Consider the following 26,387-nt stretch of genomic DNA (forward strand, 5'->3'; position numbering starts at 1 on the left):
CTCATAACCTGAAGGCCGCAGGTTCAAATCCTGCCCCCGCAACCAAATCCCCACACATACAGATACAGACGTACTCAGCAGCGTAGTGCACAGCGCCCTGCACATAGAACGTGCACAGCGGCCAATAAGCACACCCGTAGTGGGCGATTTGGGGAATATCCTTCCAAATACATCCCCACCCCTGCCTGGATCAGGGCTAAGACACAGCAAAAAAAAGAGAAACACGTCAGGAGTGCGCCGCTAAGGCAAGGAACCGCCATAGGCTCGATGTATGCTCAGGCGTCCATTAGGTCATGCAATGTTGGTACGGTTTCATACAGGTCGCCAGAGCAGAAAAGCCTGCGTCATTGACAACGAAGAGCAGCAGAGGGGCCAAGACTGAAGCGCCCATATATCCTTAGCCTATCGCCAATGATGGGAGAGGGAAGGTTTATGATCAGGATGATCCGTCCCCCCTAGATACGCTTCGTGATAGCCGCAAACTGCTGCACAGAAGAAGCGATCTCAGAGCGTGGCTCAATCGGCAATGTATCGTCGGGCTATCCGCCCCCATGCACAGAGAGAGCCATCCGACATGCTTCACGATGTCTCGCACACTGGTGGGACCCAAGTCCGCGCAGGCGATCCGAGCGCGATGAATGCGCTTCGCGTGTAGATTACTCGAAGAAAACGGTTTGCTCGCGCAGTGCCTGACAATCCTCCACGCCCATCAGGCACATATCTGTATGGATCTCGCGCTGGAGCAGAGTAATGGCGTGTTTGAGGGCCTGTTCGCCTCCCAAGGCCGCAGCGTAGAGAAAGGGACGGCCTATCAATACGCTGTCGGCCCCCATGGCGAGGCCTTTGATGACGTCGGTACCGCGCCTGAAGCCGCTATCGACGAGCAGTGTCATATCGCCACAAACTTCCCGTATGCGGGAGAGCGTCTCGACCGGCGACACCGCGCAATCGAGCTGTCTGCCGCCATGATTGGAAGCCACGATCCCATCGGCGCCCATCTCGCGCGCCAGTCGCGCGTCTTCTGGTGATAGGATGCCTTTGATGATGAAGGCCCCTTTCCAGCGACGCCTAATCATCTCAGCGTGTTTCCAGCTGAAATGCGGGTAACCGGTTACGGCGTTGATCTCGCGCGAGAAAATAGAGGGACGCGCAACCGGGTCGATATTGCTGATACGGGGCAGACCGCGTTGTCTGAACGTCCTCCACCCTGTGCGGTAGAGCCAGGAGGGATGGCGTACCATGTCTAAAGCGAGGCGGGCAGTTGGACGAAACGGCATGGTATAGCCATTTCGCCGGTTGTTTTCCCGATTGGAGCCAACGGCAACGTCAGCCGTCAGGAAGTAGGCCGAGAAGCCAGCATCGGAGACGCGTGCAACCATCCGTTCGATGTTGCTTTCATCAGGCTTCTGGTAACCCGCAAACCAGCATCCAGGATAGGCCCGCCCGATCTCTTCGATGGGTGTGATTGCGTTTGCACTGAGGATGTACGGGATGCGAGCGGATCTGGCAGCGCGTGCCATCGCATTATCGGCGTCATGACCCACAATGGCGGACGCACCCATAGGCGCGATCATGAACGGACTGGCGAAACTCTGACCAAATAGTGTGACCTGCTGCGAGCAGGCAGAAACGTCGCGCAGCACACGCGGAACCATACGCAGTCGGTCAAGTGCACGCAGATTATGCTGGATCGTTGTGCCGTCATCGGCGCCGCCCTGAACATAGCCGAAGATCGCTTTGGGAAGATGACGGCGCGCAAGGCTCTCCAAATCATTGAGGTTAAGGATCGCATTGTCGAGCGAACGAAGCAGTTTCAGCATGGTGTCGATACTCGTGCAGCTATGGCGGCCCGTTCAGGCGCGTTTTTCTTGGGGGGATCGAGGGGGAGTGGCTCAATCGGCCCCACGATGAAGAGGTATGAAACGGCGCCGAGCAGGCCAAATCCCCCGGTTGCGCAGAGCGGGATGAGAAATGACCCATGTGTCAGGCTCACCATCAGTCCGGTAAAGCTCGCAATCACGATCCCGGCGATATTCGCGGCACTGTTCTGAAGGCCGCCCAGAGTAGCCACGAGGTCGGGGCTTGGCGCGATATCGGCTGGAAGAGACCAGATATTGGCCCCAGTGAAGGCAATACCGCCGAAGGAAACCGACAAAAGGGTGATGCACAACCAGGTCTGGGTGACGAAGGCAGTCAGAGCGATGACAGAGGAAAGTACGAGCCCACCCACGAGGCAGGTCTTGCGTGCCGCTGTGAGGCTCCATCCGTTATGATGGAGCCGATCAGAGGTCCAACCGCCCAGCCAGGCTGCCGGAATGGCGACAACGCCCGGGATCATCCCGATGAGCCCCAGATCCTTGAGCGAAAACCCGTGCGCGCTCACGAGATAGCTCGGAAACCAGGTGGCAAAAAAATAGAAGACGAAATTGGCGCAGAAGAAGCCAAGCATCATGCCCCACACCGTTCGGTGCCTGAGCATCAACCGCCACGCTCCCGGGGCGGCACGTACGGGAGTGGGCTGGGCTGCTCTCAGCGTTGCCAGCTCTCCAGCGGGAAGTCGGGGATGTCTGTCCGGGTCATGATAAAGCGCAAACCAGAAGACGACCCAGACCAGCCCGAGGCATCCCGCTGCGACAAAGGCAAGGCGCCAGCCGAGAAGAGCAATCAGCAGGGCAACCAGCGGCATTGATACCGCAGAGCCCGCCCGTGACCCGCTGTCAAAGATCCCGGCAGCGAGGCCTCTCTCGCTTTTGGGGAACCAGAGCGAGGCGACCTTGGCATTCGAAGGATAACTGCCCGACTCACCTATACCCAGAGCAAGGCGCAGACCGAGAATACTCAGCGGCCCGCGGACCAGAGCGGTCAGGGCGGTACAGACCGACCACCATATCACGGCAAGCGCATAAGCTGCGCGGACCCCGACGCGATCCACCACCATACCGAATGGCAGCTGCATGAAGGCATAAGTCCAGAAGAAACCACCGAGGATGATGCCAAGGAGGGCCGGATCGATGTGTAATTCGCGCGCCATGAACGGGGCTGCAATGGCGATCGTTGCCCGATCGATGTAGTTGATGGTGGTCGCAGCGAAACAGAGGATGATCATCAGCCAACGCAGACGGGGCATGATCTCTCTCCTGCACCAGAGAGGAAGGATGGCGAGAGGGCTGTCCTTTGCAAGGTCCGCATATCGGGACCTTGCAGAGAGAACGCCGCGTTATCTCGGCAGAATGCGACGCAGATAAGCGCGGTTGGTCGCGCTTACGCTCAGACCGTCACCGCCATAATGCTCGACCAGGAAGGCACTTTTGAACCCGTGGGCGAGTGCCATTTTAATGGCCGCCCGATAGCTGATCACGCCGAATTCGAGTGGGGCAGGGGCCGTGACCACCATGCCCGTGGTGGCATCTTCAGTGCGATAGTAATTCTTCACGTGCCAATAGCGCGCAAACGGCGCCACTTTCTGCATCATCGTCGCCCAATGCTCGACCGGGCGATGCAGCCGGACAAGGTTACCCAGATCGGCGTTGATCCCTACGCTGGCGTGGTCGACATCCTGCACGAAGCGGACGGCACTCTCTGCCGTGCCCAGATAGGTATCTTCATACATCTCAAGCGAGAGCCCGACCCCGACCTCCTGCGCATGACGTGCCAGTTCGCGAATGCGGGCGACCGCAAGGTTCCAGGTCGTCGTGTCATCCGGGTTGACCGTTCCCTGTGCGGTCCAGAACCACAAGGCGGCTTTTTGCGCGGGGGTCAGGGGATAGAAAAGACCGAAAGAGACCTCCTTGATCCCGAGCTTCGCGGCGGTATCGATCACGCGATGACTATAGGCGAGATTTTCATCCGCCTGTTCCGGATCGATGATGGAGCGCCGCGCAGTCGAGAGCCCTGGCATTGTGAGACCGGCCTCCTTCACGAGCGACGCGAAAAGGGCCAGTCGCTCTGCGGGGAGATCAGCGAGCCTGATCCAGGAATCCGTGGGGTCGATCTCGGTAAAGCCCGCATCAGTGACTTCAGCCAGTGTAGCGGCCCATTCTTCGGGTGTCTGATCCTGAACGCTCGAGCCGTCCGGCAGGATATTCGCATACTGGATCATGGCTGCGGCAATGGGCCAGTTGGTGCGGTTGAAAGGGGAAGACATTGTTATCTCCTTTGGCTGGAAGAGAGGAAAAGGGTAAGCGTCCGAGAATTGCACGATTGACGGCTGCTTACGCCTCATCTCGGACATTCAAACGCCCAAATGACTCTCCGTAGAGCCGACCAGACATTAGCATATTTTTGATTGACACATACCCTCCCCTATAGGGTAGGGAAAAGGCATGGCACATGAAACTCACCCTCTCATCAAGCGCCGCCTGAAACAGGCGCACGGGCACCTCGCAAAAGTCATGGAGATGATGGATGCCGGGCGGTCATGTTCAGACCTGGCGCAGCAACTCGAAGCGATCGAAAGTACGATCCGAGGTGCCAAGCGACTGCTGGTTCAGGATCATCTTGAGCACTGCATCATCGACGCCATCGCGGACGGGAAAATGACCCGTGAAGACGCGATGCAAGAATTTTCCTTCCTCACCAAATATTTTTGAGCAATCGAGCATGATCTCCTCGCGGTTTTATCCTGGATCGTGGGGCGGCAGGATTTGTGTCCTGTCCTGCGTGGGCGCCGCTCTCCTGCGGCCCCCTGTCTCTCTCGCGGCTGACAACACGGTCATTCCGTTTCATGCTGCGCTGGTCGCGGCATGGGAAAACGATCCGGTTCGCCGCGAACTGGTGACGAATACCCAGTCGGCGGACGCGCGCGCTGCGGCGGCGCGGTCCTGGTTCGCGGGTGGCCCCGTCCTGACCGGCAGTTATTATGACGACCGCGCCGCAGGCACCAATCTCGGCTACATCACCTGGCAAGGCGGCGTGTCCGTGCCGCTCTGGCTCCCCGGCCAGGGCAGCGCGACAGAGCGCGTGGCGCAAGCTGATTCCAAGACGGTGTTGTCGCGCGTCGATGTCGAGCGGATGGCTGTCGCGGTTCGTGTTCTCGAACAAACGGGTGCCGTCATCCTCTCTGAACGTCGGGTCATTGCAGGACATGCGATCGTGCGCTCGTTCGAGCATATCGCCGAGTTGACAGCACGTGCCCATGGACATGGTGAGGTGGGCACGGTGGAATTGCAGGCGGTGACGGCGCAACTCGCTGACGCACGCGGCGAGGTCGCGAAGGCGAACACCGAGTTGGCCAGTGCCCGTTCCCGCCTTCAAACGCTTCTGGGCGTCCCAGGTGTGCCAGATCTGATGGCTGCCGATCCGCGATGGCTCGACCGGGTTCCCCTCGGTGACACGCGCAAGATCGAGGAGCAGGATCCCCGCGTGCAATCAGCGCATCGAGAGGTCATCGCCGCGCAGGAACAGATGCGCCTGGCACGCGCCAGTTTCATGCCGAACCCGGAAATCGGCGTTGATGCAATCGATCAGGGACAGTACGGCAGCCCGTGGGCGACGCAGGTCGGGGTCAACTTCCGCATTCCCCTACCAAGCGATGTGACGCATACCCCGCAGATCTCGGCCGCGCGTGATCGTTTGGCAGCCTCAACGCGCGCTGAAATTCAGGCCCGAAGGGCCGTGCATGACGAACTCGCCCAGGTCATGGCGAGCCTCGCCGGAACGCAGGAAGCCCTTCTTCAGGCTCGTACGAGCGCCGCGCAGACGATGCGGCGTGCCGACGCCATCGAGCACTCCTGGACCTTGGGTGAGACCCCACTGATCGAAGCCTTGCGCGCCCGAACCGACGCGTGGCGGTCTCTACTCGCGCTCAATCAGGCGGAAGTATCCTGGCACGGCGCCATCATCCGAACCGGTATTTCGACAGGAACGCTTCCTTGAAAACCAGATATCTTCTGACCGCAGCCTTGCTGATGGGCACGTCTGTCGTCACGCTAGCTCCCGGTCGGGCCGAAACGGCCATCTGGATGCGCTCCGTGCATCTGGACGCGGCCGCGCAGGCCAGCGAAAAACTCTCCATCATTCAGGTCGTATCCGGCACACTGCAGGCCAGTATACCGGCGATGGCTTCGGTGACCAGCAACACGGCGCGATCCGTCGCCATTCGGCCTGCTGGAAGCGGTAAGGTCACTGACGTGTCGATCACGCCCGGCCAGCAGGTCCGTCAGGGGCAGGTCATGATCACCTACACGGATCATACCCTTCACGAACTCTACCTCCAGCAGGATCAGGCCCGCGCCGCGCTAGCCTCTGCGCGAGCGGCCTTAACCGAAGCCACCAAAGCCTATCAGCGCGGACGTGCCCTGGACGGTAGTACCGTGTCGACCGGCGAGGTGCAGCGGCGTCTTGCAGCAAGGCAGCAGGCCGAAGCTGCCCTCGCGGCTCGTCAGGCCGACATTGGAACGATCGAACATCGCCTGCACGAGGAATTCACGTCCGTGACGGAGACCATCGGCCATGGCGAGGATTCGCGGCTGATTTCTCCTGTTAACGGTGTGGTGCAGAGCCTTGCCACGGCGGTTGCAGCAGATGTTACAGCAGGCGAGACAGTCGCGGTCGTGACGGATCTGTCGACGGTGTGGATCGTGGCACAGATCCGACCGCAGGATGCTGCCATGCTAGCCGTCGGAGGCCGCGTCACCGTCCGTCCGTCCGGAAACGCAAACGTTGCGCCGCTGGTTACGACGATCAGTACGATCGACGGCATGGCCGACCCGGCGACCGGGTTATTACGTGTGGTCAGCGTCGTGGAAAATCATACTATCCCCCTGCGCCCTGGAGAGATGCTCGATGCACAGATCGAGACGACGCATGGTGTATCGGGACTTATCGTGCCAACCACAGCCATCCAGGATATTGCCGGACATAGCATCGTCTATGTGCCTGACGGAAAAGGCGCGTTCCAAGCTCATGAAATACGCATCCTTCTGGCGACGGACGATCAGGCGGTCATAGAAAGCGACCTGCATGCCGGCGAGCAGGTGGTTGGCGCGGGCAGCTTCGCTCTCAAGGGCACAGCACTCCTTGCCGATCAGAGCGGCGGCTAAGACCCATGCTGGAATTCATCCAAAAAAATGCCTTCATGTTGCTCGGCCTTGTCGCGGCGCTACTGATCGGCGGACTGATGACGATCCCCGGCCTTCCGGTGGAACCCGTCCCGGATATCTCGCCGCAGCAGGTCATGGTCTCAGTTACCGCTCCAGGCCTCGCGACGGAAGAAGTGGAGAGGCTGATTACTTTTCCGCTGGAATCCAGCCTTACGGGGATACCTGGAGTGGTGGATCTTCGCTCCATTTCGCGTACAGGCGTTTCCGCTGTCTATCTTCAATTTGCTGATTCAACCGACATCGATCTCGATCGCACGCGTGTCAGCCAGCGCCTTGCCGCAGCGAGGGAGGCCATATCCGTTCCGGGGATCGCCATCTCCATGGGACCGCTCGCCACTGGTATGGGCGAGATCATGCAAATCCAGATCAAAGGTGCTGGCTATTCGTTGACCGACCTCAACCGCCTGATGACCTGGAGTGTGGTGCCACAACTGCGCCTGGTGAACGGTGTGGTGGATGTCAACGTCAATGGTGGCGCCGAGGAGACCTTCGAGCTGACACTCGATCCGTCTCGGATGGTCGCTTTCGGTGTGTCTGTCCATGATATCATGCAGGCGATCGATACCAACAACGCCTCCTCGGGCGGCGGGTGGATCGCCCACCATGACGAGCAACAGGTTATCGTTGCTCGCGCCCGCGTCGCGGGGCTGGAGACCTTGAGTGCCATTCCAGTCAAGATGGGGCACAACGGCCACGTCATTCGTGTCGGTGACATGGGAACTGTGGGTATCGGCGCGCGCACGCGCCTGGGGGCTGTCACGCGTGACGGAGAGGGAGAGATCGTCAACGGCGTGGTTCTGATGCAGAATGGCGCCAGTTCGAATGCAACGCTGGCGGCGATCAATGCCGCGCTTCCAGGTATCCAACAATCACTGCCCCCGGGCGTAACGCTGGACCCGTTCTATACGCGTGCGACGCTAACGTCAGAGACGATCGGAACCGTCAAGGAAAACCTGGCGCTCGGGGCCGCACTCGTCATTGTCGTGTTGATCGTGGTGCTGGGCGACTGGCGCGCGGCGCTTGTCATCGCTTCGGTCATTCCTGCAGCCCTGATTTTTGCCATGGCGGGCATGCGCTGGTTTGGCGTTTCGGCAAATCTGCTCAGTCTGGGTGCGATCGATTTCGGCATGATCGTGGACAGCTCCCTTGTGGTAGTTGAGCATCTTCTCACAACACGTGGCCAGGCAAACGACCAGCGCACCTTCAAGGATCTGGCTGGAAGTGCGCTGACCAGCGTCATCCGTCCGGTCAGTTTCTCGATCCTTATTATCATCCTGGTCTACCTGCCGATCCTTACGCTCGAAGGGATTGAAGGCAAGATGTTCCGGCCGATGGCGCAGACTGTCATCATGGCCCTGTTGGCATCGCTTCTCTACTGCATCGTCTGCATACCAACCCTGGCTGCACTGATGATCCGGTTCGGGGGAGAAGAGCGCGAAACGCGGTTCGTACGCTTCGTTCGCCGCCATTACGAACCTGCCCTGGCCTGGAGCGAGCATCACGGTCGTCTGCTGATCGCAGTCACGGCAGGCACGTTTGCCGTCGCGGTCTTGCTGGCAATGCGACTGGGTGGAGAATTTGTACCGCAGCTTGATGAAGGGGCGCTGCTGGTGACCTCGTTGCGCCTGCCTAGTGCATCTTTGGATACCGTCATCCGAGGCGTAACGGAGCAGGAACGTATTCTCAAGAGCTTCCCCGATGTGGCTACGGTCGTCAGCAATACCGGCACCTCGGCGATCCCCACCGACCCGATGGGGACAGGGGAAACCGACACTTTCATTTTTCTCAAGCCACGCGCGCAGTGGACAACAGCGCGCACCGAAGCAGGACTGGTCGATAAGATGAGTGCGGCTCTGGCTGAACGTCTGCCTGATGCCGAATATTCATGGACTCAACCCATCCAGATGCGCATGGACGATTTGCTGTCAGGCGTACGGACCCAGCTTGCCATTTCGATCTACGGCGATGATCTGGCGACCTTGTCACATCTGGCGGACGAAACGGTGACAGCCTTGGAGAGCGTGCGGGGTGCGGCCGACGTGACGTCAGCTGGCGAAGGCACTGTTCCCTACATGCATGTCGATGTTGACCGGGACGCTGCGGCGCGTCTTGGCGTCGCGGTTCCCGACATTCTCCAGACAGTCGAGGCCGTAGGGGGGAGAATTGGCACCACCGTCACGTTGGACGAAGCCATTGTCCCGACGCAGGTGCGTTTCGCACGGGATGCTGTTCGCTCAATGGACCGGATTGGCCGAATACAGGTGCGTCGTGCCGACGGCACAGGCTGGGTTCTTCTTGGAGATGTCACGCACATTTCGGTTCTGGATGGAACTTCACGTATCGACCGTGACAGTCTGCGGCGGCGAATCATCGTCCAGGCCAATGTACGCGGTCGGGACGTCGCTAGTTTCGTCGCCGAAGCCCGGAAGGTCGTAGCACGACAGGTACATCTCCCGCCCGGATACCGCATGAGTTGGGCTGGACAGTTCCGTAACCTGGAATCAGCGTCCCGGCGGCTTGCGGTCGTCCTGCCAATCGCGCTTGCGCTGATCTTCGGGCTTTTGGTTGCCGCCCTGTCATCGGTCGGTGCCGCCGCGCTGGTCTTCGTCAACCTGCCGGTTGCAGCAACAGGCGGCATTCTGGCGCTGGTCCTGCGCGGCATGCCGTTCAGCATCGCAGCGGGGATCGGCTTTATCGCGCTGTTCGGCGTTGCGATCCTGAACGGCGTTGTATTGATGTCGCAGATCCGGATCTACCGGGGTGAGGGCATGACTGCGGCCAAAGCGGCCTTCGAAGCTGCCCGCGTGCGATTACGTCCCGTCATCGCCACTGCATCAGTCGCAAGTTTAGGCTTTTTCCCGATGGCCTTTTCCGGAAGTGCCGGAGCGGAAGTGGAACGACCATTGGCGACCGTCGTGATTGGTGGCCTCGTCTCCTCCACCATTCTCACGTTGCTGGTTCTCCCCTCACTCTATGCGCTGGCTTTCGGCCGCAAATCTTCCACAGGCAGTGCGCCTTGATGAGACCAACAGACTGCAATCCAAGGGAGGAAAGAGTGTCATGCTGAACATTCTCCGGCACCGTAGTTACCGACATCTATTCGCGGCTCAGGTTATAGCTCTGATCGGTACCGGGCTTGCGACTGTGGCTCTGGGTCTTCTCGCATTTCGCGTGGCAGGTGAGAACGCTGGCGCCGTGCTGGGTACAGCACTGGCCATCAAAATGCTTGCCTATGTTGGCGTGGCGCCGGTCGCCGCCGCGTTCACCGAACGCCTGCCGCGACGGGTCATGCTGGTATCACTCGACCTTATACGCTGTGCTGTCGCCGCCTACCTTCCGTTCGTGAGCACGGTCTGGGAAATCTATGCTCTGATCTTTATTCTACAATCAGCATCGGCCGCTTTCACACCGACCTTTCAGGCGACGATCCCCGATATCCTGCCCGATGAACATGAGTACACAGATGCTCTTTCCCTCTCTCGTGTCGCTTATGACATGGAGAGTGTCATCAGCCCGCTTCTGGCGGCAGCACTTCTGACGCTGGTGTCATTCAACCTTCTGTTCGTCGGCACTGCGATCGGATTTTTGTGTTCTGCAGCTCTTGTTGTCTCAGTCGCCTTGCCCAGCCCGAAGCCAGCAAAACCGCGCAGCATTTATGAGCGTACGACACGTGGCATGAAACTTTATCTTGCGACGCCGCGCCTGCGTGGCCTGCTCGCGATCGATCTTGCTGTGGCAGCGGCAGCCTCGATCGTTCTGGTGAACACAGTCGTGTATGTCCAGGGACACTTTGGGTTGAATCAGCGTGCTACAGCTCTGGCACTTGCCTGCTTCGGGAGCGGCTCGATGCTGGCAGCGTTCGGTCTGCCGCGCATCCTGGACCGTATAGCCGATCGCACCGTCATGCTCGGCGGCGCAAGTTTGCTTGTAGTCGGCTCAGGCCTCGCCATCTTCCTCCCCACCTACAACTGGCTTTTGCCGCTTTGGGTATTACTGGGAATAGGCTATTCCAGTGCTCAAACGCCGACCGGGCGACTGCTTCGTCGCTCCGCTCATGCCGAAGATCGACCTGCGCTATTTGCTGCCCAGTTCGCTCTTTCACATGTTTGCTGGCTTATCGCCTACCCCCTCGCGGGGCGTGTTGGTGCCGCGTATGGATTGCCTGTCTCTGCACTCCTGCTTTGTTTACTGACAGCAGCGGGCGTCGTTATAGCTTTACTCGTCTGGCCCAGACAGGATCCTGACACCTTGATACACGGACACGTCTCTTCCTCTGAGGATAATCCACATCTTAAAGATTTGGAAAATGGCCAACACGCGCATTCCTACGTAATCGACGACCAGCACGCAAAATGGCCACGTAAAACGTAAATTGAGCACCCAGTATAAAAACTTTCGCCGCAAAGCAGACTTTCCGCTTTCCTGAAGGGTTTCGGGCGCCGCGAGGCGTACGAAAGTCTGGGAAGACCGAACCCGCGACACCGGGACTCAGTTATGGGGAATTTGCAACTGGCGCTACCCGGGGGAGAGCCTGAGCCAGAGCATACAGGTGCGTTTGTGGAACTGGAACGGGTTTTTTATGACCGGATCTGCATGACGCGATGACAGAACTGGCGGTGCAGACAGCGATTTTCCCGGTTTTTCCGGTGATGCGTACAGAAGCCCCGGTTTGCCGGGGCGGAGCCACTCCGACATCGGGATCGGTCATGCTGTCGTATCTGCGGGCTGTCATGGTGATCCCCCGGTCGGATCAGTCGCCCGTGGTGGCCCTCGGGGCTGGCACCATCGGGGAAGGATCTGGATGACGATCATCGGACCACCACAGCATGGGCACGGCGGTGGCGTGATCGGTTCGGCTTCCGGGACTTCTGGCGCTGGTGTGGATATGACCTTGAGCAGTTCCCGCACCCGGGCGAGGCTGGCCTTGCGGCTGGAACTGGCCAGCAGGCCATAATGGCGGATGCGATGAAATCCCCGTGGCAGGACATGCAGCATGAAGCGGCGGATGAACTCATCCGTGGCGAGTGTCATGACCTGCTGCTGATGGGCCGTGTCCCGCCGGTAGTCCTTGTAGCGGAACGTCACGCCGTTTTCGTTGAACGCCAGGAGGCGGCGGTTCGAGATGGCGACACGGTGGGTATAGCGCGACAGGTAGGCCAGCACTGCTTTAGGACCGGCAAAAGGCGGTTTGGCGTAGACGACCCAGCGCGTGCTGCGCACAGGGGCCAGATACCGCAGAAAGGCACGGCGGTCTGCCAGAGGGGCAAGCTGCCCCCGAAAGGCCAGCCGGTCGGCATCGAAAAGTGCGCGCAGCCGGGTCAGGAACAGGCGGCGGAACAGTTTGCCCAGCACGCGAACGGGCAGCAGGAAAGCCGGTCGCGATGAGATCCAGCGCTGGCCATCGGGCGAGAGACCGCCACCCGGCACGATCATGTGCACATGGGGATGGTGGGTCAGCGCCGAACCCCAGCTGTGCAGCACGGCGGTGATGCCGATGCGCGCCCCCAGATGCCGGGGATCGGCGGCGATCGTCATCATCGTCTCCGAGGCGGCCTGGAACAGCAGGGCGTAGAGAACGGCCTTGTTCTGGAGCGCGATGTCGGCGATCCGCGCAGGCAGGGTGAAGACGACATGAAAATACCCGACCGGCAGCAGATCGGCCTCCCGCTCGGCCAGCCATGTCCGCGCGGCGTTTCCCTGACAGCGCGGACAATGACGGTTGCGACAGCTGTTATAGGCGATCCGCCAGTGTCCACAGTCCCCGCAGGCCGCGACATGACCACCAAGGGCCGCCGTGCGACAGTGTTCGATCGCCGACATGACCTTGAGCTGCTGCAGGGGGAGACGGCCGGCATGGGCTGACCGCCAGGCAGGGCCGGCAGCCCGGAAGATGTCCCCCAGTTCGAGGGAGGCGGACATGACCGCCCCCGCCCGGGGATCAGCCGTCGGGCCTCGCCTGCGTTGTCGCCAGCATGCCCAGTCTGTCGAGCGGACTGATGACGGCCCGCACGGTCCGTGTCGCAACTTTTGTATAAAGGGCCGTGGTCTCCAGGCGGGAATGACCCAGCAGAACCTGGATCACTCGGACATCGACACCATCCTCCAGCAGGTGCGTGGCAAAGCTGTGCCGCAGGGTATGAGGCCCCACACGTCTGGTGATCGAAGCAGCCCGCGCGGCATCGACAACCACACGATGGAGCTGCCGTGTGCTGATGGGCCTCATGGTGTCCTGCCCGGGAAAAAGCCAGCCACCGGAATGCATCACGCCCTGCTGGCGTCCGGCCTTCCACCACTCCCGCAGCAGGGGCAGAAGGTCTGCCGGAAGCATGGCGTTGCGATATCGTCCCCCTTTGCCCCGTTCGACCCTGAGCAGCATGCGCTCGCTGTCGATATCACTGATCTTGAGAGCTGCGACCTCGGCCACCCGCAGGCCTGCCCCATAGGCGACCGACAGGGCGGCCTGATGCTTGAGGCATACGGTCGCGTTGAGCAACCGGGCAACTTCATCGCGGCTCAGCACGACGGGCAGGTTGCGGGGCTGCGCCACCCGGACCAGCTTGCGTGCAAGGTCGGGGCGGTCGAGCGTCTGGGTGAAGAAAAACCGCAGCGCCGACACGATGGCATTCATGGTCGGTGTCGGCATGCCAGCCGCGTTCTGCGCAATCTGGAACTGGCGCACATCCTCGACTGTTGCCGTGTGGGGTGAGCGGCCCAGAAACGTGGCGAACCGGCCGACATCGCGAAGGTAATTGCGCTGCGTCTCCCGGGAGAACCGCCGCACCGCCATGTCATCAAGCAGGCGCTGGCGAAGGGGACTGATTGCAGCAATGCACAGGGACTCTGTCATCATCCGGCTCCTTCTGGTGGGAAGAAGCCAGAGTGCTTGGCCCGATCAGGACAGTTCCAAATAAAACAGATCGCTCACGCCGTGGTGACAGACCTGCACACCGCACCAATCCCGCGCAGCGGGTTCGTTCTCCCCCCCAAATCAGCCGTTGGCGCTTTGGGGGAATGGAAGCAGTTCGCTGATCCGGGCTGCTGGATATCCGTCGATCATGCGCGTCAACACGTCACGCAGCCAGACGAACGGCTCAATGCCATTGAGCTTGGCTGTTTCGATCAGGGACGCCACGATGGCCCATCGGTTGGCGCCGCCTTCGCTACCCGCGAACAAAGCATTCTTACGGCCGAGCGTGATGGGTCGAATGGCCCGTTCCACCGGATTTGTGTCAAGATCTATGCGTCCGTCCTCGACAAACCGCGCGAGATCGTCCCAGCGGTTCAACGCATAGCGGATCGCTTCCGCCAGTCTGGCGCGAGAGGGGAGCAAAGCCAGTTTTTGTCGGAGCCAGAGTTCCAGCGCCTCAACACGCGGTCGACTTTGCTCATCCCGAAGCGTTTTGCGTTGATCAGGCGGCAGCCCCCGAAGGGATGCCTCAATCTCATACAGAGACCGGATCTGCATCAAAGCCTCGGTTGCCATTGGTGATCCCGTCTGGTGCAACTCGTAAAACTTACGGCGCGTGTGCGCCCAGCAGGCCGCCAGATGGATTTTTCCGTCCCGTCTCAGCTGCTCAAACCCGGCATAGCCGTCGACTTGCAGAACGCCGCGATAGCTTTTCAGATGGCGTGCCGGCCAAGCGGACGTGCGATCCGGTGTCGCATAAAACACCACGGCTGGCGGGGCCTTACCGCCAAAGGGGCGATCGTCGCGCGTGTAGGCCCAGAGCCGTCCGGTTTTAGTCCGGCCACGTCCCGGATCAAGGATGGGCAGTGGGGTGTCATCCGCGAAAACCCGTTCTGCGGCACAGACATGGATCATCAGCTGGTCACGCAGCGGGGCCAGCCACCAGGCGGCGGCCTTGACCCAATCGGTCAGCGTGGAACGCGCGGGAGCGACACCGTGACGTGCCAACATCTGGCTTTGGCGATACAGCGGCAGGTGATCGCAATAACGGCTGGTCAGCACATGCGCGATCAGGCCCGGAGTGGCGAGGCACCCTTCGGCGATGCGCTCGGGTGCCGGAGCCTGATGCAGCGTCCCGCAGGCGCGGCACGCGCATTTGGGCCGGTTGATCCGCACGACCCGCACCGAGGCCGGAACCCAGTCCAGCATTTCACTGGTGGTCGTGCCTGCGTCGCGCAGTGCGCCACCGCAGGACAGACAGGCTGTCACGTCGGGCAGGATCGTCACGTCCGTGCGCGGCAGATGCTCTGGCAAGGCTTTGCGATGCGGGGATTTAACTATCGGTGCAGCGCCGCTGATTTCCGTAATAAGCGTCGAGGTAGGTGCAATGACAGGGGTTTTGGGTATGTCGGCTTCCAGCGTCAACAGAAGCTGATCGGGTTCGAGTGTCTCGGCGCGACGACCGAACCGGGCGCGCTGGAACTCCCGGATGATCTGCCGCAAGCGATCAATCTCGATCCGCCCCTCATCCACAGCGCCGGCCAGATCCCGCACCATGGTTTGCAGGGTGATCGGGTCAAACGGCAGGCTGTCGAGGGCAATCCGCATGTCTATAAAATGCCAGTTTTCTGCGGGTTGATACAAGAAAAATCGGCGCGTTTTACCCTGCCATCAGCATACGTCGCGCGGGGGCCTGGGCCCGCCAGTCCAATCCTTCCAGAAGCATCGACAATCGGGCCGGGGTGAGCAGAACCGTCGCCGGTTCTCCGGGGCTGGCCTGCGTAACCGGCCATGTAAAGATACCCTGATCGAGGCGCTTGGCATACAGGCACATGCCGTTACCATCGTGATACAACAGCTTGATCAGTCCGGCCTTTCGGCCGCGAAACACAAATACATGCCCGCTGAACGGATCGGCCCGCAGCGTCTCCTGTACCAGCACCGACAACCCGTCGATCCCCTTGCGCAAATCGGTGTAGCCCAGGGCCACATGAACCCGGATATGGGGTGGGAGGCTGATCATGCCGCAGCCTCAAGCGCATCCGCCAGTCGGGTCATCGCTTCAAAGTCGATCGGAGTGGTGATCCGCAGGATACGCCCATTGCGCAGCACGATTTCAATGTACGCTCCAAAGTTTTGTTTGTCTTTGGAGGCAAGTGGAGAGGCTTGTGTTTGGGCCATCTGTTGTGACGTGGAAGGCATGTCGTCGATTTTAACTGCGGCAAATTTCGGCTGACGTGCCAGGGGATCAGCCGGACATTCCGCAAGTTGATCGGCAAACTGTTTCTGCCAACGATACAGCATACTGGGTGTCAGACCGTTCATTTTGGCATAGCGATCCAGCGACATGCCTGATTGCCGGGCGTCGACCAGAAGCGCCAAACTCTCCTCGGGCGTCCATGTCTTACGCACCCGGACGGCCAGAAGACTTTTCAGATCCCCAACGGGGATCGCAAGATCCGTTCTGGACGAGCCAGAGAATTCCTTAGCCCGTTCTCCTGATGTCCCGTCCGGGATCGACGCCTTGATCGGTGGCGGCCAGACAAAACCGAGCCGACGCGCCCAGAGCCGAAGAGCTTTGGCGCTGAGACCATGGCGGCTGCAGAAAGCAGTCTGCGTCAGCCCGCTCTCAGCAAACTGGACAAGCCGGTCTCGCCAAACCTCTTTCCGATTAATCATGACATTCCAATACCCGTAGTGGAGGCACGATTAAGGCACACCTCACGCAGGATCGCAGCGTGTCATCTCCGGACGCTTACGGAAAAGGTCTCAATGGGCCGGACGGTGTGTCTGGTGGTTGGTCCGCGGCAGGAAGGCGGCGATGACCAAACCGATCAGCCCGGAGAGGGCGACGGCGTAGAGACCGGCAACAGGCGTTTCCCAGAGATGGGAGGCAAAGCTGCGGATATTGGGCGCAGCAAACCCGCCCAGATTGCCGAGAGCGTTGATAAGTGCGATCGCCCCCGCAGCCTGCACTCCGGTGAAATGGGCGAGAGGGAAATTCCAGAAAACGGCCTGGACCGTGACGACTCCGGCTGCGGCAATGCACAAACCGATGACGGCAACCACGCCTGATTCGGCTCCGGATATGCATAGCCCGATCGCGGCTGCGGCCAGACAGACCAGAAGACCGAGGCGCGGCGCATCATGCTTCTGGACGAGGCGCGTGATGACGAAAGTGGAGAGAATGGCGAAAGCCCAGGGAATGCCACTGACCAGACCGACGCGGAACCCGATCTTTTCATGAAGGATCAGCGATACCTGTTCGGGCAGGTAGAATACCACCCCGTAGCTTGCGACCTGCATGACCATGTAGAGCGCAAGGAACTGGAGCAGTTTGCTCGAATGCAGCAGGGCTCCGAGTTGTATGCCGTGGCCATGCGCTCTCTCTTTTTCGGCGGCCTCTTTTTGCAGGATACCGGAGAGGGCCGTTTTCTCAGCGTTGCTCAGCCAGGCCACGTCCTGAGGCTTGTCGGGGAGGACGAAATAGGTTGCGATCCCCATGGCAACGGCCAGTCCGCCTTCAAGCAGGAACATCCATTGCCAGCCGGCAAGGCCCAGTATTCCATCGAGCCCGAACAATGCCCCCGATAGCGGATTGCCGAAGGTCATGGCGAGGGGATAGCCGAAATAGAACACGCCCAGCACCCGGGTGCGCTCCCGCTCGGGAAACCAGAATGTCAGATAAAGCATGATCCCGGGGAAGAACCCCGCTTCGGCAATGCCGAGCATCATGCGCAGGATGATGAACGACAGGTTACCCTGCGTGAACATCATGGCCGCGGATACGAGGCCCCAGGTGACCATGATACGGGCCATCCATCGCCGGGCACCCACGCGATACAGGATGAGATTGCTGGGGATCTCGAACAGGGCATAGCCGACGAAGAACACGCCAGCCCCGAATGCGAACATGGCGTCCGAAACGCCGACATCGGTATGAAGCGCCTGTTTGGCCGAGCCTATATTCGAACGATCCAGGAATGCGACGATATACATCAGGATCAGGAAAGGCAGAAGCTTGGCGAAGGCCTTGCCCGTCGCCCCTCTGCGCAGGGTTTCCTGATCCGCAATGCGAGCTGAGAGGGAAGAGGGAGAAAGAGCGGCAAGCGGTGGCATTGCGTCCGGAATCTCGGGCACCGCTTTGTTCTGTATCGTCTCTGAAGTCATGATGCTCGGCTCCTCATGCGCGCCCCTTCGACAAATGACTCGGGCGCGGATGTGGTCAGGCGGTCAGGGGAAGAAGGTGCTCAGGCAATGCGGCCGCCGAGCTCATCTTCAATATGTGCCTGGATGATCGCGTCGAAGCTCTGCTCCGTCGTGAACCCGAGAGACAGGGCGCGTTGCGGATCGAAGCCACGCGCCCAGCCAGCGACGATACGCGCAACAGCTTCGTCAGGTGCATGCCGGATAAGGGCTACTGCCTTTTCACCTGCGACACGGCGCAGTGCCGCAATCTGCTCGCCCACTGTGACTGACAAGGCAGGCATGGAGAGGTTGGGTCGCTCACCCAGGAGAGATAGATCGAGCGTTGCTGCATGCCGCAGGAACTGGACCGCCGAGCGCGGACTCGTCATCCAGTGACGCGTCGTTTCCGGTACCGGTAGGAGGGCTTCCTGTCCAACCAGCGGCTCGCGGATGATGCCCGAGAAGAAGCCCGAAGCGGCGCGGTTCGGCTTGCCAGGACGAACACAGATGGTGGGAAAACGCAGCCCGATCGCGTCAAAAATGCCGCGACGCCGATAATCGGCCAGCAAGAGCTCGCATATGGCTTTCTGGGTACCGTAGCTGGTCTGGGGGGTGAGGATGTAATCATCGGGGATCACGTCGGGAAAGTCGCCACCGAACACCGCATTGGATGAGGCGAAGACAATACGCGGCTTCCATCCCTCGCGTGTGCCAATCTGACGAATGGTCTCGAACAGGGTTCGTGTGCCATCGAGATTGACCGCATAGCCTTTGTCGAAATCGGCTTCCGCTTCGCCCGAGACGATTGCCGCGAGATGGTAGATGATATCGGGGCGACCACTCAGAAGCCTTTCGGCAGCGCCAGATTGCGTCAGGTCGCAGGTCATTGTCTCACACGCGCCACTAAAACCGTTTGGTGCGGCAGGCGCGACTACATCGGCCAAGGTAAGGCGCGTTGTGGCCTCCGTACCCTCGAGAGGCCTGCTTGTAAGACTTTCGATGAATTTACGGCCGATCATGCCGGCTGCGCCAATGACGAGGATATGCATCGCACTCACCTTTTTTCTCGGGTTTCCGAGCTTCAGATGAACGAAAGCTATCCGAAAGTTAATGATGCGCTAGACGCAAGATTGAACTGCCCGATCAGGAATGCTGATCGCGGCCTCTCTGAGTGCCGTAAAGACAAGATCGGCGGCGGGGGTGAGTGGGCGCTCTGGAATGCTGATCAGGGAATAGGCCCCAAGGAAGTCCGGCATGGGAACAGAGAGTCGACGGATCATCCCCGCGCGCTCGTAATGTCGGCTCACACTGCACGGAATGACCGCGAGCATGCTCGAATGAAGCAGCAGATCGATCGTTGCAAACATCGAGGATGCCTCGATGGGGTGGACCGGCAGAGGAAGCAAGGCGGTGGTGAAAGCAGCCTCGATCGCCCGACGCATGGGGCTGGGCGCTGTCTGCAAGATCCAGCGTTCGCCAGCGACATCCTTCAGGCTCAACCCTCCCGGATCATTGATCGGGTTAAGACAGCTGGTAACGACGCAAAGTGGCTCGCTGGCAAGGTCGAGACAGGTCAGCCTTGTAGGCCCATGGAGGCCGAGAGGGCGCCCGATCACAAAATCGAGCCTGCCTGATTCCATGCCCAGAAGAAGCGCGTCGCTGGTATCGATGGTGAGGGACAGGCTGATCCCCGGCTGGGTCCGGGAAATTTCTGCGAAGACCGGTGACACCAGATCGGGCAGGGCCGCGACAATGGAGCCGACGCGCACCGTGCCATATGTCCCCTCCTGCATCGCGTTCATATCAAGTTGCAGGCGGTCTATATCGTTGAGCATGAGCCGCGCATGACGGGCGGCAAGCACCCCGCTGGGTGTCGGAAACACGCCCTGAGAGGATCGCTCGAATAATCGGGTGTTGAGGGCGTGCTCGACCTCCTGCAGCAATTTCGATACCGAAGGTTGTGAGAGATTCATGCGCTCCGCGGCGCGGTGAAGGTTGTTGGTAGCCTCGAGTTCGAGGATGAGACGCAAATGGCGCAGCTTGAGCCGATTGATAAGGGAGTGTCCGCTCATGGGGCTGAGCCCCCGTCGAAACGCCCGGCTTCTCCCTTGTGCGTGATGTCACGCAGGAGGGACAGGATGGTTGTCGCGGCAGGGGTTGAGGGGCGGTCCTTCGACACCAGCATCCCCCAGGGCGCGACATCGAAGGAGAAATCCAGTGGCAGAAGCGCGATCTGGCCGACATCGCGCTGAAGTTCGGCGGCGGGCGCCGAAAGCAGGGTGAGGGCGTCGGTCCGGGTGATATAGGCCAGGGTCATCATCCAGGAATCCGAAGAGACGATCCGTGTGGGCAGCGTCAGATCCCGATCGAGGAAAAGCTCTTCGAGGCGTTGTCGTGATCGGCTCCCCTTTCGCTGCAGGATCCAGGGATAATCGGCAAGGGCTGGCAGAGGGATCGGCCCTGTATCCTGCAGGGGATGGTCAGGACGCGCCGCCACAACAAGATGTTCCGTGGCGATTTCCTCATAATGGACCGGATAGGGCGAGGGGATGACAGGACGGCGCCCCAGCATGATATCGATCTGGCCGTCCACCAGCATCTGGAACAATGCGTCGCTCGGGCCACTGCGGATTTCGAGTTCGATCTCGGGATAGGTTTCCTGGGCAATGCGCAGCATGTCGACAAGCGAACGGATGACAGGGCCGTCAATCGCTCCGATCGAGACATGGCCTATGCGCCCATCAACGAGTGCGTTGAGCTCGACACGCGTGCGTTCCAGCTCTTCAAGCATGGTCACAGCGTGTCGTGTCAGAACCTCACCGGCAAAGGTGGGGATCATGCGTCGCCCTTCGAGCCGGAAGAGGCGGATCTTCATCAACTCCTCGAGATCGCCAATCAGCTTGGAGGCAGCAGGCTGCGCCATGCCGAGACTTTCTGCGGCAGCCTGCAGGGTCGGATGGCGTGAAAATGCCGAGAGAAGCTGCAGGTGACGCAGCTTCAGTCTGGAGGCGATGAACCAGAACGGGCCGAGATGCGGATGGGACATGGGCGATTTCATAGTCAAATGGTTATCTATTGAGTGGATACGACTATTGGACGCGCCTCTTTTCGGGTGAGTATTTCTTTCGTCCGTTACATCGCTGGAACACTCCGTTTTCAGCGTCCATCAAAATCATCGTGAAGGTTGGGCGACATGTCGGTTCAGATCATCAGAAGTGCAGCGGTCATCGGCGCGGGGTATATGGGCGGTGGTATTGCCCAGAGCCTTGCAGCTTCAGGCATGAAAGTCACGCTCGCCGATGTCTCGCCTGAGGCAACGGAGCGCTCGCTCGAGCGGCTCCTGGGCGAAGCGCGCGATTTCGAGGCGCAGGGGCTGCTGACGCCTGGAAGCTATGATCGGATCATGACCAATCTGCGTTCCGCTCCGTCCATCGAGGAGGCGGTGCGTGATGTCGACTTCATCGAGGAAGCGGTCTTTGAACGTGAGGACGTCAAGAAGGAGGTACTCGGGCGGATCAGCGCGGCGGCCCGTCCCGATGCGATCATCGGGACCAATACCTCGACCATTCCTGTCCATGTGCTCGCCCCTTTCGTGACGGGGCAGGAGCGCTTCCTGACTGTGCATTTCAGTAACCCGGCGCCGTTTATCCCGGGTGTCGAACTGGTGTCGGGCACCGAAACGACCAAGGCCGTGGTCGAGACCGTGAAGGAAATGCTGGGCCGCGTGAACCGCCAGTCTGCCGAGGTCGCTGATCGGCCGACCTTCGTGCTGAACCGGCTGCAATATGTCCTGTTCAAGGAAGCGAATACGATCGTCGAGGAGGGGATCGCGACGCCTGAGGATGTCGATACGATCGTTCGGTCGACTTTCGGTTTCCGCCTGCCATTTTTCGGCCCCTTTGCCATCGCCGATATGGCGGGGCTGGACGTTTACGTGAATGGGTTCGTGACGGCCGAGAATGCGTTCGGGCCGCGTCTGTCCTGCCCCGATACGGTGAAGCGTCTCGTGGCCGAGGGCAAGCATGGCGTGAAGAATGGCGCGGGCTATTACGGGCAGTATTCAAAGGAGGAGGCCGAGGCGCTCGTGGCCTATCGCAACAAGGCCTACGCGAAGATGGCGGAAGTCCTGCGCGAACTCGGCCCTTCTCCGCTTGAAGCCAAGAAGAATGCGAAGAGCAGGGGATAAGCGTTGAAGGCGGGGCCGGGTCAATCCCGGCTGCCGCTGCCAATCACGCATGGGGCCTCCATATGTGATCTCTGGCGAAGGCCAGCCTAAGTAGAGAGGAGACGGCTGAATGTGTTGGTGGGCACCGATGATATGGAGCAAAAGCGAGGAGTGCCACGGTTTCGCCGAGACGAAGTAATATGCGTCAAGTTGCTGGGGCATCCATGCAGGAAATCATGGCGTATCATGAAATTTCTTCGTGAGTATAGACGAATGAGTGTGATGATTTAGCAATGATGTCCCATATACTGGGCGTTAACGAAAATTCCCGACAAGTTCTTTCTTCCGAAATCTTGATGTTTACAGGCGAGATGATAATGATTTAAATGGAATGGCATTCACGTTTGTGGAACAGGACTGATAGATTATGTCTGGGCGGACGTCGTTGACTGGATTGCTGTGCTGACCGTCTCCAAGACAAGACGACACATGCTCCGGGAGCATGTTCATGAGGCCCATGAACGGCTCGATTTTTTGATCGGCCCTTTGGCGACCGCGCACGACTATGAGCGTTACCTGCGCGGCACAGCCGCTTTTCGGCTGGCCGCGGAATCCGCGTTCGAGAATGTTGCGTATCCCGGCTGGCTGCGGGGATGGCGTCCGGTCCGAACGGGGCATGCGCTCAAGAAGGATCTTGCCACCCTGCGTCTGGCTCTTCCCATTGTGCCTGTCATCACCCCGCCCTCGGGTGACTCAGCTCTGCTCGGTATGCTGTATACCCTTGAGGGCTCCGCCCTCGGGGCACGGATCATCGCGCGTCGAGCCGCTGCGATAGGATATACAGAGGCTCATGGGGCGAGCCATCTGGCGCACCAGACGGCCGCTCCTGCAAATTGGAAGGTGTTCCTTGAGAGGCTCGAGGACGCCCCCGTATTCGATCTCGACGAAGCGGGTTCTGCTGCTTCCATGCTGTTCCGGCATGCCTATGATGCTGTAACGCTGGTCGATCGAGCAGAGGATGTTCTCCATGGCTGAATTTGGTCAGGTCGATCTGACAAGCTGCGATCGCGAGCCGATCCATATCCCCGGGAGCATTCAGCCCCACGGATGCCTTGTCACCTGCACGATCAGCGATTTTGTGGTTCTGCGACATTCTGCAAATGCGGCAGAGATGCTCGGTCACGAGGCATTGGGGATCGGTAGCGATCTTGTGGCCCTTTTCGGGTCCGAAGTCATTCATGACATTCGTAATGGTCTGACGCTGAGCGTCACCCAGCGTCGGCCTGTTTTTCTGCTCAGCCAGGAACTCGCGCCGGATGCCCGCTTCGACATGGCCGTCCATGTCGTGAATGGCGAGGTGGTGCTCGAATGCGAACCCGCTGCCGCGACTCATCGGGCAACGAAATTTCTGACCCAGCTTCATGGCATGATGGATCGCGTCCGCAAGACGACGGATATCACGCGGCTTTTCGACGTGGTGACCATGCTGATGCGTGGACTGCTCGAATATGACCGGGTGATGGTCTATCGCTTTGCCGATGACTGGTCGGGGAAAGTCGTCTCGGAGGCCCGGGCGCTTTCGCTCGAGAGTTTTCTGGGTCAGCATTTTCCGAGTGCGGATATTCCTGCTCAGGCACGCGAGTTGTATCGGCGTTCACCCATACGCATGATCGGCGATGTGAAATACACGCCGGTGCCGATCATCGAGGGGGAGGGGCTTGCCCCTCTCGACATGTCGCTGGGTCAATTGCGCAGCGTGTCGCCCATCCATTGCGAGTATCTGACGAATATGGGGGTGGGTGCCTCGATGTCGATCTCGATCGTGATCGATGGTGCACTCTGGGGTATGATTGCCTGCCACCATTACTCTCCGCGCGTCCTCCCCATCGCGGAGCGCGCGGTGGTGCAGATGTTTTCGGAGTTTTTCGCGCTTCAGATCATCGTCATCCTCAAGACGACGCGTCTTCAGGTTGCCGAGCGTACCCATGGGCTGATCGAGAGCGTGCTGCGCAATGCCGCCTCGGTTTCGGACATGCCCGCCTATCTGCGCGGGCAGATCAGCCGTCTCGCTCCTTTGATCCAGTCTGACGGAATAGCGATCTGGATCGATAATGAATGGACGGGCCATGGCATCTCGGCACCCAAGGAGGTGCAGAGCGAATTCGTCGAGCTGGCACGCAGGAAGGCCGGAACCCAGATCTGGCAATCGGACCATCTGGTAAAAGACCATCCCTGGATTGCGGCGCACACGGCCCATGTGGCCGGGGTACTGATCATCCCTATCTCACCGCAGCCGGAAAACTACGTCTTCCTTTTCCGCCGCGAGATCGTCCAGACGATCAACTGGGGTGGTGATCCGCAAAAGACATATGAGCACGGGCCGCATGGTCCGCGTCTGACGCCCCGTCAGAGCTTTGCGATCTGGAAAGAGCAGGTGCATGAGCGCTGCCTTCCCTGGTCAAGCTTCGATATCGAGGCAGCCGGCCAGCTGCGTTCGGCGTTGATCGAGGTGATGGGCGTCTATCATCAGCAGCAGCTTTCAGAACGCGCCGATGCCGATCTGCGACAACGCATGCTCAATGAAGAGCTCAATCACCGGGTGAAGAATATTCTCGCGGTTGTGCAATCCCTCATCGGTCGCCCCGTGGCCAAGGACCGCACGATAGAGGAATATGTCGAGGTTCTGCGCGGGCGCATCAAGGCGTTGGCCAGTGCCCATGATCAGGTAGCCCGGACCGATGGCGGTGGTCTGCTGCGTACCTTGCTGGAGGCCGAGCTTGAGCCGTATCGTCACCAGCCCTCTGCTGTGACGCTGGAAGGGCCGAATCTCTGGCTCTCTGGACCCGCCCTGTCTGTTGCGGCGCTGACGCTGCACGAACTCGCGACCAATGCCGCCAAATACGGGGCGTTGTCCAAGCCCTCCGGTAACCTTCGGATCTCATGGTTCCTCGACGAGGAGCCTGGAAACTGGGTGCTGGAATGGACCGAGACGGGAGGTCCTCCGGTTACACCTCCCAAGGGGAATGGTTTTGGCTCGATCCTGCTCGAGCGTGCGATTCCCCACGAACTGGGGGGTACCTCGGTGCGCGAGTTCCGGCCCGAAGGCTTGTTCATCCGTCTGAGTTTCCCGGTGCGTCATGCGGTCCTCGTGTCCGAGACGGCTATCGAGCCTGTGGCTGAGGACCTTCCGATCGCCACCGCAGCACAATCGGAATTGCTGCACTCAGCCTATGTCCTGCTCGTGGAAGACCAATTGCTCATCGCGATGGAGACCGAGCAGGCGCTGGGTGCTTATGGCGTGCGGAATATCCGTACGGTCTCTTCGGTATACGAGGCACTCCAGGCAATACGCGAGCGCGCCCCCGATGTGGCTTTGCTCGACTTCAATCTGGGTAAGGAGAGTTCGCATGAGGTCGCGACTCTCCTGCGCAAGAAGCGTATTCCGTTCCTGTTCGCAACGGGCTACGCCGATCGCACGATGATCCCGCGCGAATTCCAGGATGTGCCTGTGCTGCGCAAACCCTATTCGATCAAGAATGCGGTGCAGGAGTTGCTCAAGGTGCTTCCCGCCTAAGCGGTCCCACATCGGCTGATTTCTCATGGTTTAACCGCAGATTGGCCATCTCGGCATTCCGAGTGACGGGCGGGCACATACTGGCGCCTGCTTGTCCGTTCCAGACAAGGGGCGCCGTCGCTAGCCTCTCTCCTTGTCTCCTCCGGAGCTCATGAGCCTCCTGAGTGATCTGGGATCTTTTCCTGTCGCTCCGTGAGCGCGGTTCCGTCGGTATCCGATACTTAACGATCTTGCATGCGCCGAAATCCTGTGTGCGGGGGAGCAAACTGCGCTGACAGCGCCTAACGAGGCTGCTGGATCGCCCTTCGCGCGCGGTACTCACCCTGTAAATCCCAAAGAGGTCTCGCGGCTGTTAGAGTATGGTCCCGGGAACACGCCTCTCACGCTCACGGCCAGGTTTGAAGAGGCGCAAGAGGCGACATCCGGGTCCGGTTCCGGACAGCGGCGCGGTGT

General features: G+C 60.0%; 20 protein-coding genes. 8 read left to right on the forward strand and 12 right to left on the reverse strand.

Translation table 11 applies throughout. From position 1 onward, the window contains the following. Window positions 1-656: 656 nt before the first annotated feature. From WFJ47_RS13405 to WFJ47_RS13415, 3 genes are all read right to left on the reverse strand, one after another. Window positions 657-1,820 carry an alpha-hydroxy acid oxidase gene (locus tag WFJ47_RS13405; RefSeq protein WP_336763658.1) on the reverse strand — a complete coding sequence of 388 codons (1,164 nt, stop codon included), beginning with the start codon at window positions 1,818-1,820 and terminating at the stop codon, window positions 657-659. Then, the gene (locus WFJ47_RS13410; RefSeq protein WP_336763660.1) at window positions 1,814-3,127 is read right to left on the reverse strand and encodes an MFS transporter; all 1,314 of its coding nucleotides are present in this window, start codon (window positions 3,125-3,127) and stop codon (window positions 1,814-1,816) included. Before WFJ47_RS13410 ends, WFJ47_RS13405 begins: the two co-directional genes overlap by 7 nt. A 90-nt stretch (window positions 3,128-3,217) precedes the next feature. Then, complete coding sequence (locus WFJ47_RS13415) at window positions 3,218-4,144, reverse strand: sugar phosphate isomerase/epimerase family protein (protein ID WP_336763662.1); 927 nt, start codon at window positions 4,142-4,144, stop codon at window positions 3,218-3,220. Between the two features lie 178 nt (window positions 4,145-4,322). On the opposite strand from WFJ47_RS13415, the gene WFJ47_RS13420 reads away from it, so the two are divergent. The 5 genes from WFJ47_RS13420 (at window position 4,323) to WFJ47_RS13440 (ending at window position 11,471) form a co-directional block, all read left to right on the forward strand. Continuing rightward, window positions 4,323-4,589, forward strand: a complete 267-nt coding sequence (locus WFJ47_RS13420; protein ID WP_062106603.1) for a metal-sensing transcriptional repressor — start codon at window positions 4,323-4,325, stop codon at window positions 4,587-4,589. 70 nt (window positions 4,590-4,659) lie between these two features. Further along, window positions 4,660-5,874 (forward strand): TolC family protein, encoded by a 1,215-nt coding sequence (locus WFJ47_RS13425; RefSeq protein ID WP_336763664.1) that lies wholly within the window; start codon window positions 4,660-4,662, stop codon window positions 5,872-5,874. Beyond that, a complete protein-coding gene (locus tag WFJ47_RS13430; RefSeq protein WP_336763666.1) occupies window positions 5,871-7,040 on the forward strand; it encodes an efflux RND transporter periplasmic adaptor subunit in 1,170 nt (389 codons plus the stop codon). Before WFJ47_RS13425 ends, WFJ47_RS13430 begins: the two co-directional genes overlap by 4 nt. Window positions 7,041-7,045: 5 nt before the next feature. After that, window positions 7,046-10,120: a CusA/CzcA family heavy metal efflux RND transporter gene (locus WFJ47_RS13435; RefSeq protein WP_336763668.1), complete on the forward strand. Its 3,075-nt coding sequence runs from the start codon at window positions 7,046-7,048 to the stop codon at window positions 10,118-10,120. A 40-nt stretch (window positions 10,121-10,160) separates the two neighbouring features. Next, window positions 10,161-11,471, forward strand: a complete 1,311-nt coding sequence (locus tag WFJ47_RS13440; RefSeq protein WP_336763670.1) for an MFS transporter — start codon at window positions 10,161-10,163, stop codon at window positions 11,469-11,471. A 357-nt stretch (window positions 11,472-11,828) separates the two neighbouring features. Here the strand turns inward: WFJ47_RS13440 and WFJ47_RS13445 are convergent, their stop codons facing one another. The 9 genes from WFJ47_RS13445 to WFJ47_RS13485 form a co-directional block, all read right to left on the reverse strand. Further along, window positions 11,829-13,019 (reverse strand): IS91 family transposase, encoded by a 1,191-nt coding sequence (locus WFJ47_RS13445; protein WP_336763672.1) that lies wholly within the window; start codon window positions 13,017-13,019, stop codon window positions 11,829-11,831. A 19-nt stretch (window positions 13,020-13,038) separates the two neighbouring features. Next, window positions 13,039-13,950 carry a tyrosine-type recombinase/integrase gene (locus tag WFJ47_RS13450; RefSeq protein WP_006560376.1) on the reverse strand — a complete coding sequence of 304 codons (912 nt, stop codon included), beginning with the start codon at window positions 13,948-13,950 and terminating at the stop codon, window positions 13,039-13,041. Between the two features lie 138 nt (window positions 13,951-14,088). After that, the gene (tnpC, locus tag WFJ47_RS13455; protein WP_062493655.1) at window positions 14,089-15,615 is read right to left on the reverse strand and encodes an IS66 family transposase; all 1,527 of its coding nucleotides are present in this window, start codon (window positions 15,613-15,615) and stop codon (window positions 14,089-14,091) included. Between the two features lie 52 nt (window positions 15,616-15,667). Further along, the gene (tnpB, locus tag WFJ47_RS13460; RefSeq protein ID WP_062493657.1) at window positions 15,668-16,030 is read right to left on the reverse strand and encodes an IS66 family insertion sequence element accessory protein TnpB; all 363 of its coding nucleotides are present in this window, start codon (window positions 16,028-16,030) and stop codon (window positions 15,668-15,670) included. Continuing rightward, window positions 16,027-16,686: an IS66 family insertion sequence element accessory protein TnpA gene (gene tnpA / locus WFJ47_RS13465; RefSeq protein WP_062493659.1), complete on the reverse strand. Its 660-nt coding sequence runs from the start codon at window positions 16,684-16,686 to the stop codon at window positions 16,027-16,029. Before tnpA ends, tnpB begins: the two co-directional genes overlap by 4 nt. Before the next feature lie 90 nt (window positions 16,687-16,776). Continuing rightward, window positions 16,777-18,177 (reverse strand): MFS transporter, encoded by a 1,401-nt coding sequence (locus WFJ47_RS13470; RefSeq protein WP_336763682.1) that lies wholly within the window; start codon window positions 18,175-18,177, stop codon window positions 16,777-16,779. An 80-nt stretch (window positions 18,178-18,257) separates the two neighbouring features. Further along, window positions 18,258-19,244 (reverse strand): D-erythronate dehydrogenase, encoded by a 987-nt coding sequence (gene denD / locus WFJ47_RS13475; RefSeq protein ID WP_336763684.1) that lies wholly within the window; start codon window positions 19,242-19,244, stop codon window positions 18,258-18,260. Between the two features lie 69 nt (window positions 19,245-19,313). After that, a complete protein-coding gene (locus tag WFJ47_RS13480) occupies window positions 19,314-20,267 on the reverse strand; it encodes a LysR family transcriptional regulator (protein WP_127101917.1) in 954 nt (317 codons plus the stop codon). After that, window positions 20,264-21,241, reverse strand: coding sequence for a LysR family transcriptional regulator (locus tag WFJ47_RS13485; protein WP_158625362.1), 978 nt, complete (start codon window positions 21,239-21,241; stop codon window positions 20,264-20,266). The genes WFJ47_RS13480 and WFJ47_RS13485 overlap by 4 nt, the downstream gene beginning before the upstream one ends. Before the next feature lie 147 nt (window positions 21,242-21,388). Here WFJ47_RS13485 and WFJ47_RS13490 point away from each other — a divergent pair, with 147 nt between their 5' ends. From WFJ47_RS13490 to WFJ47_RS13500, 3 genes are all read left to right on the forward strand, one after another. Then, a complete protein-coding gene (locus WFJ47_RS13490; RefSeq protein ID WP_336763687.1) occupies window positions 21,389-22,381 on the forward strand; it encodes a 3-hydroxyacyl-CoA dehydrogenase family protein in 993 nt (330 codons plus the stop codon). Between the two features lie 468 nt (window positions 22,382-22,849). Beyond that, entirely contained in the window at window positions 22,850-23,395 is a 546-nt protein-coding gene (locus WFJ47_RS13495; protein ID WP_336763688.1) for a biliverdin-producing heme oxygenase, read from the forward strand. Next, window positions 23,388-25,934 (forward strand): HWE histidine kinase domain-containing protein, encoded by a 2,547-nt coding sequence (locus WFJ47_RS13500; RefSeq protein WP_336763689.1) that lies wholly within the window; start codon window positions 23,388-23,390, stop codon window positions 25,932-25,934. The genes WFJ47_RS13495 and WFJ47_RS13500 overlap by 8 nt, the downstream gene beginning before the upstream one ends. Window positions 25,935-26,387 lie beyond the last annotated feature (453 nt).

This window comes from Asaia sp. VD9, assembly GCF_037150015.1.
Classification (GTDB): Bacteria; Pseudomonadota; Alphaproteobacteria; order Acetobacterales; family Acetobacteraceae; genus Asaia.

Coding starts and splice junctions, on each gene's coding strand:
- WFJ47_RS13405 (WP_336763658.1), bottom strand. CDS start 1,820: ATGCTGAAACTGCTTCGTTCGCTCGACAATGCGATCCTTAACCTCAAT.
- WFJ47_RS13410 (WP_336763660.1), bottom strand. CDS start 3,127: ATGCCCCGTCTGCGTTGGCTGATGATCATCCTCTGTTTCGCTGCGACC.
- WFJ47_RS13415 (WP_336763662.1), bottom strand. CDS start 4,144: ATGTCTTCCCCTTTCAACCGCACCAACTGGCCCATTGCCGCAGCCATG.
- WFJ47_RS13420 (WP_062106603.1), top strand. CDS start 4,323: ATGGCACATGAAACTCACCCTCTCATCAAGCGCCGCCTGAAACAGGCG.
- WFJ47_RS13435 (WP_336763668.1), top strand. CDS start 7,046: ATGCTGGAATTCATCCAAAAAAATGCCTTCATGTTGCTCGGCCTTGTC.
- WFJ47_RS13440 (WP_336763670.1), top strand. CDS start 10,161: ATGCTGAACATTCTCCGGCACCGTAGTTACCGACATCTATTCGCGGCT.
- WFJ47_RS13445 (WP_336763672.1), bottom strand. CDS start 13,019: ATGTCCGCCTCCCTCGAACTGGGGGACATCTTCCGGGCTGCCGGCCCT.
- WFJ47_RS13450 (WP_006560376.1), bottom strand. CDS start 13,950: ATGATGACAGAGTCCCTGTGCATTGCTGCAATCAGTCCCCTTCGCCAG.
- tnpC (WP_062493655.1), bottom strand. CDS start 15,615: ATGCGGATTGCCCTCGACAGCCTGCCGTTTGACCCGATCACCCTGCAA.
- tnpB (WP_062493657.1), bottom strand. CDS start 16,030: ATGATCAGCCTCCCACCCCATATCCGGGTTCATGTGGCCCTGGGCTAC.
- tnpA (WP_062493659.1), bottom strand. CDS start 16,686: ATGATTAATCGGAAAGAGGTTTGGCGAGACCGGCTTGTCCAGTTTGCT.
- WFJ47_RS13470 (WP_336763682.1), bottom strand. CDS start 18,177: ATGACTTCAGAGACGATACAGAACAAAGCGGTGCCCGAGATTCCGGAC.
- denD (WP_336763684.1), bottom strand. CDS start 19,244: ATGCATATCCTCGTCATTGGCGCAGCCGGCATGATCGGCCGTAAATTC.
- WFJ47_RS13480 (WP_127101917.1), bottom strand. CDS start 20,267: ATGAGCGGACACTCCCTTATCAATCGGCTCAAGCTGCGCCATTTGCGT.
- WFJ47_RS13485 (WP_158625362.1), bottom strand. CDS start 21,241: ATGTCCCATCCGCATCTCGGCCCGTTCTGGTTCATCGCCTCCAGACTG.
- WFJ47_RS13490 (WP_336763687.1), top strand. CDS start 21,389: ATGTCGGTTCAGATCATCAGAAGTGCAGCGGTCATCGGCGCGGGGTAT.
- WFJ47_RS13495 (WP_336763688.1), top strand. CDS start 22,850: ATGCTCCGGGAGCATGTTCATGAGGCCCATGAACGGCTCGATTTTTTG.
- WFJ47_RS13500 (WP_336763689.1), top strand. CDS start 23,388: ATGGCTGAATTTGGTCAGGTCGATCTGACAAGCTGCGATCGCGAGCCG.